Annotated in this window: 14 protein-coding genes; 4 read left to right on the top strand and 10 right to left on the bottom strand. The window is 62.4% G+C overall.

From position 1 onward, the window contains the following. Positions 1 to 17 precede the first annotated feature (17 nt). From Q1V57_RS00490 to Q1V57_RS00520, 7 genes are all read right to left on the bottom strand, one after another. Positions 18 to 521 carry a hypothetical protein gene (locus Q1V57_RS00490; protein ID WP_300526835.1) on the bottom strand — a complete coding sequence of 168 codons (504 nt, stop codon included), beginning with the start codon at positions 519 to 521 and terminating at the stop codon, positions 18 to 20. 29 nt (positions 522 to 550) lie between these two features. Continuing rightward, complete coding sequence (locus Q1V57_RS00495; RefSeq protein ID WP_300526836.1) at positions 551 to 1,243, bottom strand: hypothetical protein; 693 nt, start codon at positions 1,241 to 1,243, stop codon at positions 551 to 553. Between the two features lie 15 nt (positions 1,244 to 1,258). Then, entirely contained in the window at positions 1,259 to 2,365 is a 1,107-nt protein-coding gene (locus Q1V57_RS00500) for a serine hydrolase domain-containing protein (protein ID WP_300526837.1), read from the bottom strand. A 63-nt stretch (positions 2,366 to 2,428) separates the two neighbouring features. After that, positions 2,429 to 3,241 carry a glutamate racemase gene (gene murI, locus Q1V57_RS00505; RefSeq protein WP_300526838.1) on the bottom strand — a complete coding sequence of 271 codons (813 nt, stop codon included), beginning with the start codon at positions 3,239 to 3,241 and terminating at the stop codon, positions 2,429 to 2,431. 268 nt (positions 3,242 to 3,509) lie between these two features. Further along, positions 3,510 to 4,589 (bottom strand): NAD(P)/FAD-dependent oxidoreductase, encoded by a 1,080-nt coding sequence (locus Q1V57_RS00510; RefSeq protein WP_300526839.1) that lies wholly within the window; start codon positions 4,587 to 4,589, stop codon positions 3,510 to 3,512. Continuing rightward, on the bottom strand, positions 4,589 to 5,269 hold the full coding sequence (locus tag Q1V57_RS00515) for a cupin domain-containing protein (protein WP_300526840.1): 681 nt from the start codon (positions 5,267 to 5,269) through the stop codon (positions 4,589 to 4,591). The genes Q1V57_RS00510 and Q1V57_RS00515 overlap by 1 nt, the downstream gene beginning before the upstream one ends. A 76-nt stretch (positions 5,270 to 5,345) precedes the next feature. Next, complete coding sequence (locus tag Q1V57_RS00520; protein WP_300526841.1) at positions 5,346 to 6,821, bottom strand: hypothetical protein; 1,476 nt, start codon at positions 6,819 to 6,821, stop codon at positions 5,346 to 5,348. A gap of 33 nt (positions 6,822 to 6,854) precedes the next feature. Here Q1V57_RS00520 and Q1V57_RS00525 point away from each other — a divergent pair, with 33 nt between their 5' ends. The 4 genes from Q1V57_RS00525 to Q1V57_RS00540 all read left to right on the top strand — a co-directional run bounded on the left by Q1V57_RS00525 (position 6,855) and on the right by Q1V57_RS00540 (position 11,171). Continuing rightward, positions 6,855 to 7,025 (top strand): hypothetical protein, encoded by a 171-nt coding sequence (locus tag Q1V57_RS00525; RefSeq protein WP_300526842.1) that lies wholly within the window; start codon positions 6,855 to 6,857, stop codon positions 7,023 to 7,025. 141 nt (positions 7,026 to 7,166) lie between these two features. Beyond that, positions 7,167 to 8,120 (top strand): rhodanese-related sulfurtransferase, encoded by a 954-nt coding sequence (locus tag Q1V57_RS00530; protein WP_300526843.1) that lies wholly within the window; start codon positions 7,167 to 7,169, stop codon positions 8,118 to 8,120. After that, positions 8,110 to 8,733 carry a glutathione S-transferase gene (locus Q1V57_RS00535; RefSeq protein ID WP_300526844.1) on the top strand — a complete coding sequence of 208 codons (624 nt, stop codon included), beginning with the start codon at positions 8,110 to 8,112 and terminating at the stop codon, positions 8,731 to 8,733. The genes Q1V57_RS00530 and Q1V57_RS00535 overlap by 11 nt, the downstream gene beginning before the upstream one ends. A 227-nt stretch (positions 8,734 to 8,960) precedes the next feature. Next, positions 8,961 to 11,171 (top strand): TonB-dependent receptor, encoded by a 2,211-nt coding sequence (locus Q1V57_RS00540; protein WP_300526845.1) that lies wholly within the window; start codon positions 8,961 to 8,963, stop codon positions 11,169 to 11,171. Positions 11,172 to 11,239: 68 nt separating this feature from the next. Here Q1V57_RS00540 and Q1V57_RS00545 read toward each other — a convergent pair whose 3' ends face one another. The 3 genes from Q1V57_RS00545 to Q1V57_RS00555 form a co-directional block, all read right to left on the bottom strand. Further along, complete coding sequence (locus Q1V57_RS00545) at positions 11,240 to 13,366, bottom strand: acylase (protein ID WP_300526846.1); 2,127 nt, start codon at positions 13,364 to 13,366, stop codon at positions 11,240 to 11,242. 200 nt (positions 13,367 to 13,566) lie between these two features. Beyond that, positions 13,567 to 16,812, bottom strand: coding sequence for an amidohydrolase family protein (locus tag Q1V57_RS00550; RefSeq protein ID WP_300526847.1), 3,246 nt, complete (start codon positions 16,810 to 16,812; stop codon positions 13,567 to 13,569). Positions 16,813 to 17,805: 993 nt separating this feature from the next. Next, the gene (locus Q1V57_RS00555; RefSeq protein WP_300526848.1) at positions 17,806 to 19,488 is read right to left on the bottom strand and encodes a SulP family inorganic anion transporter; all 1,683 of its coding nucleotides are present in this window, start codon (positions 19,486 to 19,488) and stop codon (positions 17,806 to 17,808) included. Positions 19,489 to 19,579 lie beyond the last annotated feature (91 nt).

Consider the following 19,579-nt stretch of genomic DNA (forward strand, 5'->3'; position numbering starts at 1 on the left):
GCTTTGACCGGCGCTTGCTACTCGGACGCGCCCATACCCATTGCGATAAAGGCGTCCCGAACCGCTTCTGGGGCGTAGTCCGGATTACTGGCCTCATAGAGCTCGAACCGGTTGGTGGCACCGGTGCTCAACGGTCCGTAGGGCGTATTCAGCGCATGGGTAACGCAATCGCGATTATCGAGGCACTCGAACTGGTAAAAACTTCCGGTCAGGCTGGTACCGCGCGCCGTCAGCCGGACCTCATGCCAATCGAATTCAACCCGGTGCAGCAATTTGGGCAGCCCCTCGCCCTCACCGCCTGAGCTGAAGTGATAGACCGCCGCAATACCGGGCCCGCCCGGCTCGAAGCGGGTCTCGTAAATCCGCGCGCCCTGCACCGTGTCATCCATGTTCGAAAATTGCTGCTCCAGCACTTGCCCCGCCGGCACGGTATCGGGCTGGGGCTGGGCCTGGGCCGGGGAAACGGCCAGCTGGACAAGCCCCGCGGCTAGAACGAAAGCACGCGGGCTGATCCTACCCATTCTCAACATGCTTTTCCTCGCTCGATCGCTCACTCATCGCCCTCATAAGGCAGATGGGCCAGAGCAATAAAGCAAGTCTCTGTCAGCTCTTCCAGAAGGCCGGGGCTGCGCGCGACGAGGTCCGAGAAATTCGCCAGGTCCAAGGGAAAGCTCGCCAAGGTCCGGGCCTCAGCATCAGCTGCGGTAAAACGGACTGTGAGCACGCCACCACTACTCCCATGAGTGCCAAGATGATCCAGCAGGACGCCTACCTCGCCCGTGCCATCCTCTGGGGCGATCAGATAATGATATTCGCCACCGCCCTGCGGCGGCCGCACATACATGAGCTGGCCGGCACGCGCCCACGCCCACCCTTCAGCGTCAGAGACAGCGATCTCGAACACGCCCTGATACAGCCGCGTACCGCCATAGCTCGGGTCCATCTCGCTGGGCAGGTTGTAGACCTGCGGCCAGATGCCCGCGATCAGAGCGTTGAGTTCAAAGCCGAAGCGCTCCTCCTGCTCGAAAGGGTCATTGCGCCAGAATGCCAGCCCGCTCGGGCGGTGCAGATAATCGTAATACAGGGTCGACTGACTGAACCACTGCGACCCGAAACTATGGCGCAGCTGGACCTGCCAATCCCCCGCCTCGGCGCTCAGACGGCAAGCCGCTTCCATTTCCTCACGGTCAGCGTCCGTGGCCGACTGTGCGACCATCCAAACGGCAAGCAAAGCTAAAATCACTGCAACCGCTCCTTATCAGTCCACACGGGAGCCGGGATCATCAGCCGCCAGCTCATGCACAAGCGCTCGCATGGCGCCAAACTCACTCTGATCAAGCACGACGGCGGCGATGGCCAGGTCGCGCTCGGGTATATAAACGGCATACGTCCCCCAAAAACCGCTGTGGGAATAAGCCGTCGCGCCATCAATGGTCTCGATGAAAACGCCCAGGCGATAGCGCTCCGGCGCCACCTGCCCGGGGGCTTCGATCATCAGGTTCAGCGTTGCAGCATCGGCAAACACCTCGCCGCGGAACAGGGCGCGCCAGAACCGCGCCAGGTCGCGCGGGCTGGCGATCAGCCCACCCCCGCCATAGAGGTCGAGCGAGCCGTTAAATCCGGTGGTATCCATATCTCCGAGATATTGGTGCGCCCGGGGCTGCACCTCCGCGCCGGCCTGTTCGGCCTGCTCCCACCAGGTCTGATCCAGACCCAGCGCGTCAAAGCGCAACAGGCGCCGCACCGCCGCAGACAATGGCTCGCCTGTCACGCGCTCAATCATGCGGCCAAGCAGGATATAGCCGGTATCGGAATAGACGAAGCGCTCGCCAGGACCGCCGATCGGGTCATGGTTTGCGGTCAGGAATTCAACCTGATCCGCCCGCGTCCATTGCCGCTGCGTATCCTCAAAGACGGCTGCCACATAGGTGTCGTCCGCATGGTCCGGCATGCCGGCATTGTGCATCAGAAGATGCCGCGGGGTGATCAGATCCGTGCGGTATCCATCCGCGCTCAAAAGCCGGTCGAACTCTGGATCAATCATACCGTTTATCGGCTCATCGAGAGGCAAGAGCCCCTCTTCCCAAAGCCGCAGATAAGCCGCCGCGACATAGGTTTTGGTGTTGCTGGCAATGCGCACCGGCGTCTGCGCGTTGAGCACCCGCCCATCAGGGTCGGCATGTCCAAAGGCGGCCCCTGCACCGGCCGCCATCTCGCCGCCCTCAACCCAGACCGCCAGGCCGGGTAGTTCGGGGTGGGCGGACTGGACCTCCTGGACAGAAGCGTGGAGCGGTGTGGTGTCAGCCTGCTGCCCGCAGGCCATTACGAATAAGGCACTCAACACCAAGAAAAACTGACGCGGCATAAAACGTCCTCGATACGAAAGGGTTATGCCCCCCAGACAAATACCCGGGCGCTAGGGTAGCGATCAGGCGGGCCGATGCAATGGCGCATCCAGCTCAAAGCCGAACCGGGCCAGTGCTCTCGCATAGCCCGTATCCGGTCCGACCAGAGCGGTGAGCAATGCGGTGTCGGCCGCGGCCGGCTGGCCCGCCTGCGGCGCAAGTTCATCGACCCGTCGGGCGATGGCCGCCCCGGTATCCAGATAGCTCCAGTTACGCGGCGCGGTGGCTTCCAACTCGGCCTGAAGCAGCGGATAATGGGTACAACCCAGCACCAGCGTATCCACCTCTTCGCCGCGTGGCGCCGCCAGGATCGCCTCTTGCAGGCCACGCAGCAGGTCGAGATCCGGCGCAGCGCCGGCGAGCACGGCTTCCGCCTCGCGGGCTAGGCCCTCAGCGGGCTGGACGATGAAATGACGCCCGTCGCCATGATCGCGGACCAACGCGTCGATATAGCCGGACTGCGCGGTCCGCGGCGTCGCCAGGACCCCGATCACGCCGGAGCGGGAACGTTCGGCCGCCGGCTTGATGCCCGGTACCGTACCGACAACCGGCAGTTCCAGCGCCTCACGCAGAGTGTCGAGTGCGATGGTCGAGGCAGTATTACAGGCCAGGACAACGAGGCGCGGCCGGTCGCGTTCGACCGCCGCGCCGATCACCTCAATGACCCGCTGTTTGAGGAATTCGTCCGCCTTCAGCCCATAGGGAAAGGCGGCATTGTCAGCGAGATAGGTCAGCGGCAAGTCGGGCCGGCGCTGGCGAATCTCCGCCGCGACGGACAGGCCGCCGAGACCGGAATCGAAGACAAGAACCGGACTGGAAACCGGGTTACCGCTCACGCGCCTACTCCGCCTGGCATTGCCCGTCCCGGACAACACGCTGAAATCATGTCCCGGTTTTTACCCTCGCCCGGCCTCGCGGTACAGGGGCGCAATAACCGCAAATTTTTTGAGCTAATAAGGAACAAATGCGCTATGCTTGCGGCGAAAGGACCTCTCATGGATCCCCATCAGATCGACCGCTGGGACATGTTCGGCCATGTTATTCGCCGCACCTGCCCGGATTGCACGACCGGCCAGTCGCGCCTGTCCTGGTATAAGGACTGGTTCACGCTGATGCGTGCGCCGGCGGCCGAGCCAGGTGTGCTAGCGCCCGCTGCCCGGAAAGCAGAGCTCCCTCGATAAGCCCGCCGCTTTCACTGATCGTTTCCGCGCCGGCCAGGGCGATGCGGCCGTCAAACCAGCTTTGCTCGAATAGCGCCCCGCCATAGTGCGGATGCCCGCCGCGATAGCTGGCGTCCGCCTCATTGGCGGTAAAGCGCTCCTGCGACCAGTCGACGAAATGGGTTTCGATCGGCGAAAGCGCCTGTTCTCCGAAGAAGCGGCCGAACTGCTGCAGCACTTTACCGGTCAATGCCTCGCCTTCACGCAGGCGCTGCTGGGCTGGCCAGCCGATGAAAGCGAACAGTACGCCAAGCGATCCGTCTTCCGGACTTTGATCGGCGACCTCCATGACCGGACCATTGCGGCTTGATCCGCTACCGGACAGCCCATGTTCACGCCAGAAGGGACGGTCATAGACCGCGATCAGCTTGGCATGCGCTCCCATCCAGGTGGGCAGAGCCTGCATGGCGCGGTCCAGCTCGGCCGGTAGGCCCGGCTGCCAGTTGAGCGCCTGCGCCAGGCGCGGCGGCAGGGCGATAACCGCCTGATCCGCGCGCACGACATCCCCGTCAGCACTTTCGATCTCAACGTCCTCAGCCACGCGCACGTTTTGCGCCGCCCAACCGGTGCGGATCGAACCCTCCGGTAGTTTGCCGGCCAAGCCGTCGATCAGCCCGGCCGCCCCGCCGGGGAAACGGATCGCATCGTGATACCGGCTCGGCGCGCTGAACCGCTGTACCTGCCCCATATCCTCAAAGCTGAACGCGCCGGTTTCATGCTGGCGGGCGGCAGCAACATCCAGCGCGCGCCGCAACGCATCAAGCTTGGGCTGAAAAGCCGGCCACATCCAGGCCGGTCCCAGGTCGGCATGGGCGCGGCCGCCCGCCAGGGGCTGGCTCAATATCCGCCCACCCAGCCGGTTCCGGGCCTCCAGAACGGTGACGGCATAGCCTGCTTCATGGGCCGCCACCGCAGCCGACAAGCCGCTCATGCCTGCGCCGACAACAACAAGCCGCTTGGCCATCATCCTGCCTCCGGCAGGCGGATATGGCGCAGATGTCCGGTCTTGCGCCAGATTTTCACCGGTTGATCCAACGTCGTTATGCGTGCCTCATAGCCATCGGGCAGACGCAACCAGCTGCCGGCCGAAAAGCGCTCTCCCGCCTCCTCGAACTCGCCCTCAACAACATAAAGCTCAGCGCCACCATCGGTGTCGATGCTGACCGCCGAGGCCGCCGCCCAGATCTCATGGGCGACATCTTCCCTGTCCGAGGCAAACAAGGGCTGGACCTGTACGCCCGGCCGCGCGGGATCGGCCGTGAAGTCCGGGAATTCGGTCTGGTAGCGCAGCTGGGTCAGATCCTGCGGATCGAACTGCCAGAGCTTGACGAGAATCGTACAGCCCGGTGCTGAGCCCGGCGTGTGTGACGTGCCCGGCGGATTGCGCACATAGCTACCGGCCGGATAGTCGCCATGCTCGTCCTGGAACACACCGTCAAGCACCAGAAACTCCTCACCGCCGCCATGGGTGTGCCGTGAGAAGGAGCTCCCCGGCGCATAGCGGACGATGGAGGTCGCGCGGGCGACTTCATCGCCGATGCGGTCCAGCATTTTGCGCTCGACGCCGGCCATGGGCGATGCACGCCAGGGATTATCACGATCATGCACGGCGGCCCGTGCGGCAAAGTCTGCATTGAGTTCCATGATCCGGCCTCCAGCTTGCTACCTACCAGTAGATAGGTAAACTGTTTTGCAGTTCAAGACCTGATGGTGGAATGGCCTATTCGCGCTTCACCGCACCGGTCAGACCCGCGACCGCCAATGCCGTGAGAATGTAGCCGAACGCGATGTGTATCCACATATAAACGTGCCCGCCGACGAAAAACACGGGGCCATCAACGCGGGGAATCCAGTTGGGCTCCTGGTGCAGATTGACGACCGGGAAAAAGGTGTCGACGGCATAGGCTAGCGGAACAAAGTCGGGAAAATCCTCTCCCTGCGGTGTGCGCCGCCAGCACTCCGCCACATGCACCGGATCGATCCGGCTACACTCGGCCCACTCTTCGGAGCGCAGGATGAACGGGTTATTCGGTACAAACCCGCCCACCTTGTAGGACTGATCAAAAAAGACAGCCCCAAACCCAATCAGGGCCACAGCGATCAGAACCGCGCGCGCGGGCCGATAACCATATCCGGCCACGAAGTCGAACAGGATGCGCAAACACCACATCGAGGCCGCCTGAATAAGCCCCAGGGCTTTGCGCATGAATGGACGATCGTCCGGAGCTGTTTCCGCAGCGCCCTCGCCCCTTGCTTCCGCACCGTTGCAATCGGCGCGACGGCTGAACAGAGCCGACCAATGCTCGCACCAGCTGGCTTTGCGGATCAGCCGGTTCTTCTCGATCTCGACCCGTTGGGCATCGACGCCATGCCCGGCTTTGCGCATAGCACTGACAAGTTGCTCAAAAGGCTGACGCTTTAGCGCTGCGTTCAAATGCGCCGTCGGTTGCAGTTCAAGCCAGGCCTTACGGCTCGCAAAGTCGACCGGGGCATGATTGTGAAATCCGCCATAATCGAACCCGTCGAGAATGAGCTCACCCCGGCCCGGCCAAGCCTCAGGGCTGTCCACGAGGCGGCGGCAGGAGGCACCGCGCAGGTCCAGCGTGCCGACAAAGCGCGCGTGTAGCATCTGATTGTCGAGCCGGACGCCCGTGACGCTGCCGTGCCGTTTGGTGAGGATCAAATCGCCCTCTATGCGCGCATTGGTCATGAAGAGTGCGGTGTCGCCGGGATTGCAAAACTCCACATCCAGCAGCTCGCAATCTCCCCCACAGCTCAAGCCCTTGAAGTTTGAAGACCCTCGAATTCGGACCGCCTTACGAATGAAAATCGAGCCGCCGACGGTGGCACCGCGCAGGGTCATGGCGTGACCAACCGGGAAATCATCCAAGGCGGAATTGCCCGCTATGTTGAGGAAGCTGACATGGTCCTCGATATAGAGCGAGCCGGTGATAACGGCGTCGGCGAAGCGGCACTCTCCATTACAAATCAGCCCCTTGCGCAAGGATACGCTACCGTCGAACTCGCATTGACCGGCAAACAAATGCTGTTCCAGCAAACAATGGTCGAGGGCGAGCGATCGGAGCTTGGCATTATACAGGACAAGCTTGCCGTCGAACTTGCAGGACGAGAAGGTCAGGGCGACGGGAATGGACAATCCGGTCAGATCGAGCAAACCGCATATGTGCAGACCCATGAAATGTATCCTGCCAACGGGCCTGGACGGTTTATGGGCGTAGCCGATGATGATGGCGCGGAGGAACTCTGCCCGGACACGACCGGGATTATCATTCCACCCCCGCTCCGGGTCTCCGGCCGGGAGGCCCGCTTCAACCAGCTCAAGAACGCGACGTTCAATATCATTTTCGGGCGCCAACTTGATCCCCGCCTGCACCGTTGATGATGAAACCCCTCACGCGACACCATCACCCTGTTCGGGCATCAAAGGCAAGAACACCCTAAGGCAGAAACCCTGCTCCCGGCCTTTGGGCTCATCGCAGACCCTTGCTATACAGCCCGCAAAATAAACAAGGCCGTTGCCATGCCCCGTTTTCTTGTCGCTGCGCTGTACAAATTTGCCCCGCTTCAGGCCGATGCCGCCGCACAGGCGCAGATCAAGTCGGTGTGCGAGGGCCATGATGTGTTCGGCACTTTGCTGCTGGCCGATGAGGGCCTGAACGGCACGATTGCCGGACCGGCTGACGGCGTCGCTGCGGTGCTGGCACATTTGCGCGCCCTGCCCGGGTTTGCCGATCTGGAGCACAAGGAAAGCTGGGCCGAGGAACAGCCCTTCCTGCGTATGAAAGTGCGGTTGAAGAAAGAGATCGTCACCATGGGCGTGCCCGGCACCGACCCGACCCGGATCGTGGGCACCTATGTCGAGCCGGAAGACTGGAATGATCTGATCACGGCGGAGGATGTCGTCACCATCGACACGCGCAATGATTATGAGGTCCGCATCGGCCAGTTCGAGGGGGCGGTCGATCCCGAGACCGTCAATTTCCGCGAGTTTCCCGACTGGTTCCGCAAATTCCGTCAAGGCCGCCCCAATGCCCGCATCGCTATGTATTGCACTGGTGGGATCCGCTGCGAAAAGGCGACGGCTTTCGTCAAATCGGAAGGCATTGAGGACGTCTATCACCTCAAGGGCGGGATTTTGAAATATCTCGAGACGGTGCCGGAGGCCGACAGTCTGTGGCGCGGGGAATGCTTCGTCTTTGACCGTCGCGTGGCGGTCAAGCACGGCCTGGAACTGGGCAGTTACACCCTGTGCCATGCCTGCCGCGAGCCGCTGGGCCCGGAAGATCTCAAATCCGACCTCTTCATAGCCGGCGAGCAATGCCCGCATTGCGCCGGACGCTATAGCGCGGCCGACCGGTCCCGCTTTGCCGAGCGTGAACGCCAGGAACAACTCGCCATGGCCCGCGGCGAGCGCCATATCGGCGCGCGGCCGCAGGATGCCTCAGAGCCACAGGTCGAAGGTGATGACGGCTAGTCGGCCCATCCTCTACTCCTTCCGGCGCTGCCCCTATGCCATGCGCGCCCGCCTCGCCCTGCATGTCAGCGGCATTGAGGTCGAGCACCGCGAGATATTGCTCAAGGACAAGCCCCAAGCGATGCTCGACGTCTCGCCGAAAGGCACGGTTCCGGTGCTGGTCTTGCCGGACGGGCAGGTCCTGGAAGAAAGCCTCGATGTAATGCGGTGGGCACTGAGCCAGAATGATCCGGAGGCCTGGCTACCGCTGGACAATCAGATGCGGGATTGGGTTGCCAGCAATGACGGGCCCTTCAAGCAGGCGCTGGATCGTTACAAATATGCCTCCCGTTTCGACGATGCCGATGCGGAGACAGAACGCGAGATCGCGGCGACCTTCCTGCGCCAGCTGGATGCGGCCCTGCGCCAGCAGCCCTGGCTGTCCGGTCAGGCGCCCGGTTTCGCTGACCATGCCATTTTCCCCTTCACGCGCCAGTATGCGATGACCGACAGGGATTGGTTCAATGCCCAGGACTGGCCAGCTCTGATCAGCTGGCTGGATACACTCCTGGCCAGCGATCGCTTTGCCGACATTATGCAAAAACACGAAATATGGTCACCGCAGGCGAAGTGAATCGGCTAACCCCCTGAGTTAATTGTGCATCGCACAACTCCGCCGATTTTCCTTATTTCATATAACTGATGCAATAAAATCGCACCCGATTGCGAAGTGCTCACTTGCATAAATCCGGACCTGTCACTGATCTGCAATATCCGCTAACGGATCGCTCGTCGCTCACCAGCTCCGGAGAGAAAACCATCCGGGGCGTGTATCAAACGGTTGATCAGGATCCACTACACATGACGACTACCACTGCCCGCGCCGCGCTTCTCGCCGGCACCGCTCTCGCCGCCGTTGTCAGCACCGGCTTTTCCGCTCCGGCCATCGCCCAGGACGCACAACTGGAAACCATCACCGTGACGACCAATCGTCGCGAAGAAAGCATCCAGGACGTTGCCGCATCGGTGACCGCAGCATCTGGCGAGGAACTCGCGCCCTTCACCGAAGGCGGCGCCGACATTCTCTCCCTCGCGGCCCGCGTCCCGAGCCTCTATGCCGAGAGCTCCAATGGCCGTGTCGCTCCGCGTTTCTACATCCGCGGCCTCGGCAATACCGATTTCGACCTTGCGGCCTCGCAGCCGGTTTCGGTCATCATGGACGATATCGTCCAGGAAAACGTGATCCTGAAGAGCTTCCCGCTGTTCGACGTCGCCCAGGTTGAGATCGCTCGCGGTCCGCAGGGCACGCTGTTCGGCCGCAACACCACCGCCGGCACGATCAAGTTCGACAGCGTTCGCCCGAGCGAAGAAACCGACGGTTACTTCTCCGGCACGATCGGCACGCTTGGCACCGTCAATGTTGAAGCAGCCCTTGGCGGCACCATCATCGAAGACACGCTGACCGGCCGTATGTCGGTGATGACGCAGAACCGCGAAGACTGGATCGACAATGCCTTCACCGGCGAAGACGATGCTCTGGGCGGTCACCGCGAGTGGGCCGGCCGTGCGCAGCTGATGTACACGCCGAACGAAAGCTTCGACGCGCTGTTCAACGTCCACGCCCGTTCGCTGGCCGGTACGTCCGCCGTCTTCCGCGCCAATATCCTGTCGCCGGGTTCGAACGATCTGAACGAGAATTTCGATCGCGACGAAGTCTATTTCGACAGCACGTTCAACAACCCGCAGAATTATGACAGCTGGGGCACGAGCGCGACGTTGAACTGGCACCTCGATGGCGCAACCTTCACCTCCATCACCGGCTATGAGACGGCTGAAGGCCGCTCTCTCGGCGATATCGATGGCGGCAACATGGTCAGCGGCCCGGGCTTCATCCCCTTCCCGTCGGAAACCCAGGACGGCCTGGATGATCTCGACCAGTTCACCCAGGAATTCCGTCTCGCCTCTGCCGACGATCTGGTGACGACCTGGCAGGTCGGTGCCTACTTCTTCGACAGTGAGTTCGACATCACCACGTTCGGCCCGAATGGTGGTTTCCCGCCGCCGACGACCGTGCGTCACAGCAATGAGCTGTGGGCGGTCTTCGGTCAGGTCAGCCACCAAGCAACCGAGCGCCTCGAACTGTCCGGTGGCGTGCGCTACACCAGCGATGAGAAATCCCTGGAAGTGATCCAGGCGGTCTGGCCTGCCGGTGGTCCGGTTGAAGTCTCCGACGAGGAGTTCAGCTGGGACCTGTCGGCCTACTACACGCTCGACGACACCACCGCCGTGTTCGGCCGTGTTGCCCGCGGCTTCCGTGGCCCGTCGATCCAGGCCCGTGACGTCGCCTTCTTCAGCCCGGCATCCGTGGCCGACAGCGAAACCTCGATCTCCTATGAGGCCGGCATCAAGTCCGAGCCGATGGGCGGCCGCGCACGCATCAATGCCACGGCCTTCTACTACACCGTTTCCGACCTGCAGCTGTCCGCTGTCGGCGGCGGCGCCAATCTGGTCCAGCTGGTCAATGCCGATGAAGGCATCGGCTATGGTTTCGAGATCGACAGTGAGTTCCTGGTCTCCGACAACCTGCTGATCACCGCCGGTGCAAGCTGGAACAAGACCGAGCTGAATGATGACGATCTGCTGGTCGGCATCTGCGCCCAGTGCACCGTCACCGACCCGCTGGTCGATGTCGGCGGCACCGATCGCGCTGCTGTGGACGGTAACCCCTTCCCGCAGGCTCCGGAATGGATCTTCTCCTTCACGGCTCGCTATTCCATCCCGGCCGCCAATGGCGGCGAGTGGTTCGCTTACACCGACTGGTTCTACCAGGGCGAAACCAACCTCTTCCTGTATGAGTCGGAAGAGTTCAACTCGGATGGCAATTTCGAAGGCGGTCTGCGCGTCGGCTATGCCGGTCAGACCTCCAATGGCCGCACCTATGAAGCCGCTGCCTTCGTGCGCAATATCACGGACGAGGAAAACCTCGTGGGTGGTATCGACTTCAACAACAATACCGGCTTCGTCAACGAGCCGCGCATCTGGGGCCTGTCCTATCGCCTCAGCCTGAACTAAGCCGGGCCAGACGCTCGAACGGAAAGCCCCGGACCTCCAGGTCCGGGGCTTTTCTTTTTCCAGCTTGGCTATTGCGCCGGCTGTGCCAGACCCCAGTCGATCTCGCGCCATTCTTCGCGCGCGAACAATACCGCCTGGTCGTCGAAATGTTCAGACGTCTCATCGATTGTGGCGGAGCCATATTGATGGATCGCCTCGGAGCGCATCTCACCGTCGGCACTCCACTCTACCGCCATGATGTAAGTGTCACCCGCTACGCCGCGCACCCGCCCGTCCGGATCGAGACCGTCATTACCGCCATAGACCGCGCGCAAGACATCCGGCCCGCCGCCGAGCGGCATGTCGACATCGCCGCGGACCATGCGATTGATCTCGCCCCAGGCCGGGTCGAGGCGGCCATGATGGGTCATCAGTTCTGCAGCGGCGGCTGCCAGCGCCTCGCGCGGATCCATCAGCCAGGGGTCATCATGATGACGGTTACCGATACAGCGCACTGCCGTGAGCACGCCGATAGCAGCATTGCGATTGTCGATATCGGTCGACAAGTCCCAGTCACGGATCAGCGCCTGGGCTTCACTCAACAGCGCATCACCGGACACATCCAGGGCCAGAACCTCCCGCATCAGCCGCGCCACGGCCGAGTTCTCCGAATAGGTCTTGTCGAACTTGATCTGCATCAGCCGCTCACGTGACATCGAGGTCTCGGCGCGCAGCAATTCCAGCCCGCGATGACCGCGATTGGTCATGCGCGGCTCGATGCCAAAAGTCGGCGAGAAATCGCCGGGGTCGAGATTTTCCTCCACCACGGTGGCGTCAAATACGGTCTGATTGGCTGATAGCAGCCAGCCCGCCCGCGGATTGAGATAGGCGGGCATGGTTCCATAGGGGTGGTAGCCCTGCCAGATCAGTTCGGAGCGGTCACCGGGCAGGTATTGACGCCAGTCATAGCCCTCAACACGATCCGGCATCACGGCGTTGTAGAGATAGGCGATATTGCCCTCGCGGTCGGCATAGATGGTGTTGAGCGAGGAGATCGCATTCAGCTCCATCGCACCGAGCCAGTCGCTCAGACTGCGCGCCCGGTTCATCCGGTACCATTGCTCGACCTGGCGCACCTCATCCATGCCGGAATAGCGAATGGCATAATCGCCGTGTCCGGTGCGCACGACCGGGCCGTGCTCGGACCACCACAGATCGCGTTCCACGGTCCAGCGGATGGAGCCAAAGAGGCGCACATTGAGCCGTGCCGTGCCCTGCTCGAGGTCACGCCACTCACCATCCAGCAAATAGCGGTCTCCCTCGGTCTCCAGCACGTAAATATCAGCGAGATCGGGCAGGTTGACCGTATGCGCCCAGCCCAGATCGGCATTGTGACCGTGCAGGATCAGGGGCGCGCCGGGGAAGGTTCCACCGGCCATGTCCCAGCCTTCGTCCGAGCGCAGCCGCGCCTCATACCAGGCCACCGGCCCCTCATAGGGCTGGTGCGAGTTGATAATCAGCCGGGTCGCACCGTCATTGGAGAAGCTTGGCGCAATAGCGAAGGCGTTGGAGCCGAAGGGCAAGCGCTGCCCCTCAAGCCATTGAAACGCCGTATCGGTATCGGCCATGGAGATATTGCGCTGGCGCTCATCCTCGAAAAGTTCCGCCAGATCGCCATCGAGCCCGTACATGAAAGGCGTGCGCAGGACGAAACCGGCGACGATATCCTCGCCTGTCACCGGCAGGGCCCCGCCCCAGACGCGCAACGGGTTTTCTGCCGCGTAAAGCGTGATACCGGCCGCATAGGCTTCGAGAATGGCTCGAGTTTCCGCGGTCAGATCGGCAGCGTAACGATCGGCCACCAGCTCGCGGATGCGCAATAGTCGGACGATGTAATCGGTCGGCGCCGCATCGGGGCCCTGAAAGCGCGCCAGTTGACCGCGCGCAGCGACAAGCGTGGTCTGGATCGTCTCCCAGTCATCGCTGGCATGGGCATATCCGAGCCCGAAAGCGGTATCGGCATCGCGCTCACCCCAGATATGCGGCACGCCGTACTCATCGCGGGTAATCGTGTGATTGGCGTAAGGCGCAGCCGCCGCCTGGGCCGCCTCCAGACTGATGCCCGGTCCGGGGCCAAGCGTGAATTTTGCCAGCCCAGCCAACACCAGCGCCAGCACCAAAGCCCCGGCAAATACCCAACGGTTCAATCCAATCACGAAAAGCCCTCCCCGGCCTGTTGGAAGGGAGAGTTGCGGTGTTTTGGGCTGGAGGCAAGGCTTGCGGGCGGAAACCCTCAGGCGTCGCCATCCCCCGGTTTATCCGGGGGACCTCAACTTTGACCCTCTGCGGCGAGGTACCCCGGACCCGCGCTGATACGCGGACCGGGGCATAACGATCAGGGGTTTTGGCCTGAGGCCTACTCCCAGTAATACGCCTCGCGCGCTTCATCGCCGGTGATGACTTCATTCATCGTTACCGGGTCGTAGAGGCGGCCATTGAGCATCACATAGGCGATCTCATCGGTCTGGAAGATGTCCTCGAGCGGGTTCTCGCGCAGGACGACGAGGTCGGCCAGCTTACCTGCTTCCAGCGTGCCGATATCGTCGATAAAGCCCAAATGGCGGGCCGGAGCGACGGTGGCTGTGGTCAGCACCTCGAGCGGCGTCATGCCGCCGCGGGCGAAGGACCACATCTCCCAGTGCGCCGCGAGGCCCTGTTGCTGGCCGTGGGCACCGATCGAGACGTGAATGCCGCGCTGGGCCAGGAGGCGCGCGGAAGCGGCCGAGTTGGCGTCAGCGAAATTGCTCTCCGGCGCCGTGGTCCGGCGCACGGTGGAGGGCAGCAGCACATGCGGCGGCACATGCTCGGACAGGATCGGATGCTCCCAGACATTCATCGCCTGACGCCAGAACGGGTCACCGGCGAGGCCGCCATAGGTCACCGTCAGCGTCGGGGTCAGGGCCACTTCGGTCTGCTCCCACATGCTCAGCACGTCTTCATACAGCGTGGAGACCGGGATGTTGTGCTCCATGGACGTATTGCCATCGATGATCATCGACATGTCCATATGGTAGTTGGAGCCCCCCTCCGATGCGGTGATCAGATTGGCTTCCATCGCGGCATAGGTGACCTGCTGGCGCTGTTCCCGGCGCGGCTGGTTGTAGTTCTTGATACCATGAGCACCCTGCGCCTGCAGGCGGAAGACGTGTTCACGGGCATCATCCTCACCATCAATCGCCGCATGGAAACCCGGAGCCCGGGCGCCGTAGACGATCTCGCCGGTGGAATAGGTCCGCGGCTGCAATTGCACGCCGGCGCGCTGGTATTCCGCCGCCGGGAAGATCGACGCGGCCGAGCTGGACGGGTCAAAGATGGTGGTCACACCGAGCGCGAGATGCGCCAGGGTCGACCAGTTCTGCTGCGGGATAATGCCGTCGCTGGCCTGCGGGCCATGCGCGTGGGCATCAATGAAGCCCGGCGTAATGGTGTGACCGGACATGTCGGAGACCACAGCGCCATCCGGGATCTCGACAGAACCGGCCTCGCCGATCGCGACAATGCGATTGCCGTCGATGACGATGACGCCATTCTCGATGACGCCGCCATCCTCGCCCGCCATGGTAATCAGACGCGCACCGGTGATCGCGACCATGCCGTCCGGACGGTCGGTCTCGATCGTCATCGCCAGCGAGATGCCCTCGCCCGGCTCCGGCGGGCTGTAAGCCTCGTCCTCATCAGCATCCGGATTGGGACGGATCTGCTCAATCGTGGCCGAGAACAGTTCAGCACCCATGGTCCAGTTGACGCGATTACCGCCTTCCGACCAGTGGATATCGGTACCGCCATTGCCCGACAGCTCTACCACCGGCAGGGCACCGGTATTGTTGGAAACCGACAGGTTTTGCGGGCCCACCGGCATCGGCATGACCCAGGCGTCGTAGTTTTCGCGGAAGGCCAGATGACGCTCGTCCGGCGAGACATGGAATTCGCCGGTCATGCCGCCATTGGCATGCACACGCTCGTCAAAACCGTCCAGATTGACCGAGTAGAGCTCCAGGCCCGGCGCCCGCCGGGTCAGGAAAATGCGGTCATTGGAAGCGCCGAAATGCGGGTTGGAGCCACTGTCTGCGACTTCACGCATCTCGCCACCGCGGGCGGAAACCGTGAAGATACCGGTGGTTTCAGACCATTCATTCGAGGTCAGGAAACCACCGCCGTCTTTTTCAAACACGACCGTATTGCCATCCGGCGAGAAGCGCGGACGGCGGTAGATACCCGGCTCACGGGTCAGCGTCCGCTCGCCGCGGCCGGCTGCGGTCACGCTCCGGATCGAGCCGAGGTCCTGGTCATCCCAGGTAGCAAAGACGATGCGGCTGCCATCCCGGCTCCAGGAGGCGAACAATTCGCGCCGGTCCGAGCTGTCACGGGTCAGACGGCGCGGTTCGCCGCCATCGGTGTCCATGATGTAGAGCTTGCCGAGATTTTCAAACACGACCTGGTCGCCATCGGGCGAGACCGAGGTAAAGCGCGGCATGCGCGTCTCGAACGTGTCCGGGGCGACCGGCACCGCCGGACGAACGGGATCGATCACTTCACGCGTATCGGTCACTTCGAACGGGATATTGGTGACTTCCTCGGTCTCGATATCGATACGGTGGATACCGCCGCCGGACCAGAACACGATGGAGCCGCTGTCCGGTGTCCAGTCCATGTTCGGATACATGCCGACAACGCCCCAGGTTTCCTGGTTGTCGCGGTCGAGATTATCATAGATGCGGCGGGTCTCGCCGGAGCGCAGATCCTTGATATAGAGGCCGGACTGCATCTCGACACGGCGCACGAAGGCAATATAGCGCCCGTCCGGAGACGGTGCGGCGCGCACGGCACCGCCGGCGCCATCAACGGCTGTATCGATCTCGCCGGTGACCATGTCATAGCGGCGGATATTGAACAGGTCGCCGTTGGAATCGTCCGCATAGGTAAAGGTGTTCCCCGGGCTCACAGCGCGGGTGTAATAGATATAGCGGCCATCGGCGGAGAAGATCGGCTCGCCCTGCTCTTTCTGGTATTGCGGGTTGGGACGCTCCACCAGCGCAGAACCGCTACCGCCCAGCACGTGGTAGAGCCAGATCTCGCCAGTACCGGCCGAGCGCGATGTGGTGAAGTGCTTGCGCGCCGCGATATAGCGGCCATCCGGCGACCAGGTCGGGTTGTTGAGAAGGCGGAAGTTTTCCTGCGTCACCTGGCGGGCATTCTCGCCATCCACATCCATGACCCAGATATTGTCCCCGCCCCCGCGATCCGAGGTGAAGGCAATCTGCGAGCCGTCCGGAGAAAAGCGCGGCTGGATCTCCCAAGCGAGGCCGGACGCGATATTGGTCGCTTCGCCGCCGCTGATCGGCATGGTGTAGATGTCACCCATGAGGTCGAAAGCAATGGTCTCACCGTCCGGGCTGACATCGACCGACATCCAGGTGCCTTCGGTGACATTGAAGTCGATTTCCCGGGTTTCCATCGGCGGGTTGGACACGTCCCAACCTTCCGGCGCTGTTTCTTCCACTTCGGCCTCAGCCTCGGCATCGGCATCGGCTTCCTGGAAGGCCCAGCCCGGTGCAGACGCCAGAATCGTCGACGCCGTCAGCGCCGCAATAAATCGTTTCATGGTGCTCCCCTCGCAATGCGATCTGTTTGTTGGCGCACAAACTAGTCCGCATCTCCGATGACACCAAACTAATCATTCCGTAAGCACGGCTTTGTTATCGCGATGACGATCTTTATTGTTATGTTATTTCGTAACCCTTCTAAGTCATCGCTTCCCTGACCTCATGTCGCGGTTCGGGAAGCGCAAAGCCGCAATCCTCGCCCAGATTGCTTGCGACCCCGGACGCAGACTCGCCCTTTGTGGTATGAGGGCGTGGAGGGGCGCCTATCCGGCACCAACCTTCCTTCTCCTCGCCCGGGGAGAAGGTGCCCCGGATATGATCCGGGGCGGATGAGGGGCTTGGCTAAAAGCTTGCGACTGTTTCCAGTTCTCCCTTGCGCGGCGTTCGCCGCGCGCCCCTCACCCCCGCTGCGCGGGACCTCTCCCCGGAGGGGGAGAGGGAGGGGTTATCCTCACCCTCGCACTTACCCCCATAATCCCCCTCAGCTCCCGGGATGAGAGGCCGTGGCCACGTCATCAGGGCCCGGGCGCCAGCGGAGCCTGTCCGCGGTGGGTGCGGTGACGCGCACTTGTCTCCGGCAGGGCGTCGGGAAGGTCCGGGCGGCACTAGAACCGACCGTCTTTACCTTCCCGGTTGGATACGGAGCGGAGACGCTCCGGGAAAGCTCCGCGTGCGGGATGTCAGATCATGCCACGCACTTAAATACATTGAGATTCCGGCACGGCCGGCATCCCGCACATCCTCTCCTCTCGCGCGGTCGCAAGCCGTGCGGGCGAGAACCCTTGTCTTGATGGATGTGGAAGGGAGACTTTCGATGAAACACCATCGCCGTATCAACCCCACGGCGCGTGAGCCGACCGGGGTCTAGACTGAACCGACATCCCCCGGTGACCGCGCAGCGGTCATCCGGGGGACCTCGTCACATCCGGTGACGGATTTGGTGAGCCCCCCCCCGAATAAATCGGGGGATGGCGAGTGGGCTTTGATTACCCCTAATGCCCACCGCCCATACGGCCGAGGCGGACACGATAGTCCACCGAGACGCCATAAACCGGGTCGTCATCGCTATCGACGACGAGCTGGCCCGCCTTGGACAGGAGGGCATGGCAATCGCGGCTGAGATGGCGCAGCTCGACCTGCTTGCCGGCCTTGGCGTATTTCGCGGCCAGGTCCTCGATCGCCTGCAGGGCGGACTGGTCGACCACGCGACTGTCGGCGAAATCGATGATGACGCGGTCGGGATCACCCTTGAGGTCAAAAATGTCCATGAAGCCCTCGATCGACCCGAAGAAAAGCGGACCATCGACACGGTAGATTTTCTCACCGTTTTCGCCCTCGTCCTCACGGGCATGAATGTGCGAGGCGGCCTTCCAGGCATAAACCAGGGCCGAGACAATGACGCCGACGATCACGGCGATAGCCAGGTCGTGGGCCACGGTCACACCGGTCACCAGCACGATGACGAAGGCGTCGGAGCGGGGGATGCGGCGCATGATCATGAAGGTCTGCCAGGCGAAGGTACCGATCACGACCATGAACATCACGCCGACCAGGGCTGCGAGCGGGATTTGCTCGATCAGCGGCGAGGCAAACAGGATGAAGCCGAGCAGGAAGAGCGCTGCGGAAATGCCCGACAGGCGCAGACGTCCGCCGGATTTCACATTGATCATGGACTGGCCGATCATCGCACAACCGCCCATGCCGCCGAAGAAACCGGTGATCAGATTGGCAGCCCCCTGGGCCACACATTCCTGCGAGGCGCCGCCCTTGCGGCCGGTGATCTCGCCGACGAGGTTGAGTGTCAGCAGGCTCTCGATCAGGCCGATCGCGGCCAGGATCAGGGCATAGGGCAGGATGATGGTGAAGGTTTCCCAATTGAGCGGCGCCAGCGCATCGCCAAACGGCCCCACGCCTTCACCGAACGGTATGTGGAATTGCGGCAGCCCGCCTTCAATCGATGCCAGATCGCCCACCGTCGGCACGTTGAGGCCAAGCGCGATGACAATGCCGGCGACGATGACAATGCCCATCAGGGGAGCCGGGACCGCCTTGGTTAGTTTCGGGGTCAGCCAGATTACCGCCATGGTCAAAATGACCAGGCCGAGCATCAAGGACAGCTCCGGCATGGGCAGCCATTCCGCTCCAGCCAGGCCCGGACCATGTCCGCCAGCGCCCTCGCCCGCCGCTTCGGAGCCGGGGACCTGGAAGAGCTTGAGCTGGGCCAGACCGATAACAATGGCGAGGCCATTGACGAAGCCGAGCATCACAGGATGCGGCACCATGCGGATGAACTTCCCGAGCCGGAAAATACCGGCCGCGATCTGGATCAGGCCCATCAGGATGACGGTGGCGAAGAGGTATTCGATACCGTGCTCGTAAACCAGGTGCACCATGACCACGGCAAGCGCACCGGTCGCGCCCGAAATCATGCCCCGGCGCCCACCGAAAACGGCCGTAATCAGGCCGACGATAAAGGCGGCGTAGAGCCCCACGAGCGGCGGAACCCCCGCGACAAAGGCAAAGGCCACGGCTTCCGGAACCAGCGCCAGCGCCACTGTCAGGCCGGCCAGTACTTCGATACGGACCTGGGACACGGTCAGCGGCGGCAGCTCACCGCGATTGCGGATGGAGGCGGAAAAGCGTTCGGCGAACGCAGCGAGCGAGTTTTGCAGCATGGTCTTGTCCCGTTTTTGGTGCAGCGCACCAAGTCAAGCCGCGCCCCTTAAGCTGATATGGTCTTCATGGCCACCCCTCTTGTGCCATGGC

This window comes from Maricaulis sp., assembly GCF_030149425.1.
Taxonomy (GTDB): domain Bacteria; phylum Pseudomonadota; class Alphaproteobacteria; order Caulobacterales; family Maricaulaceae; genus Maricaulis.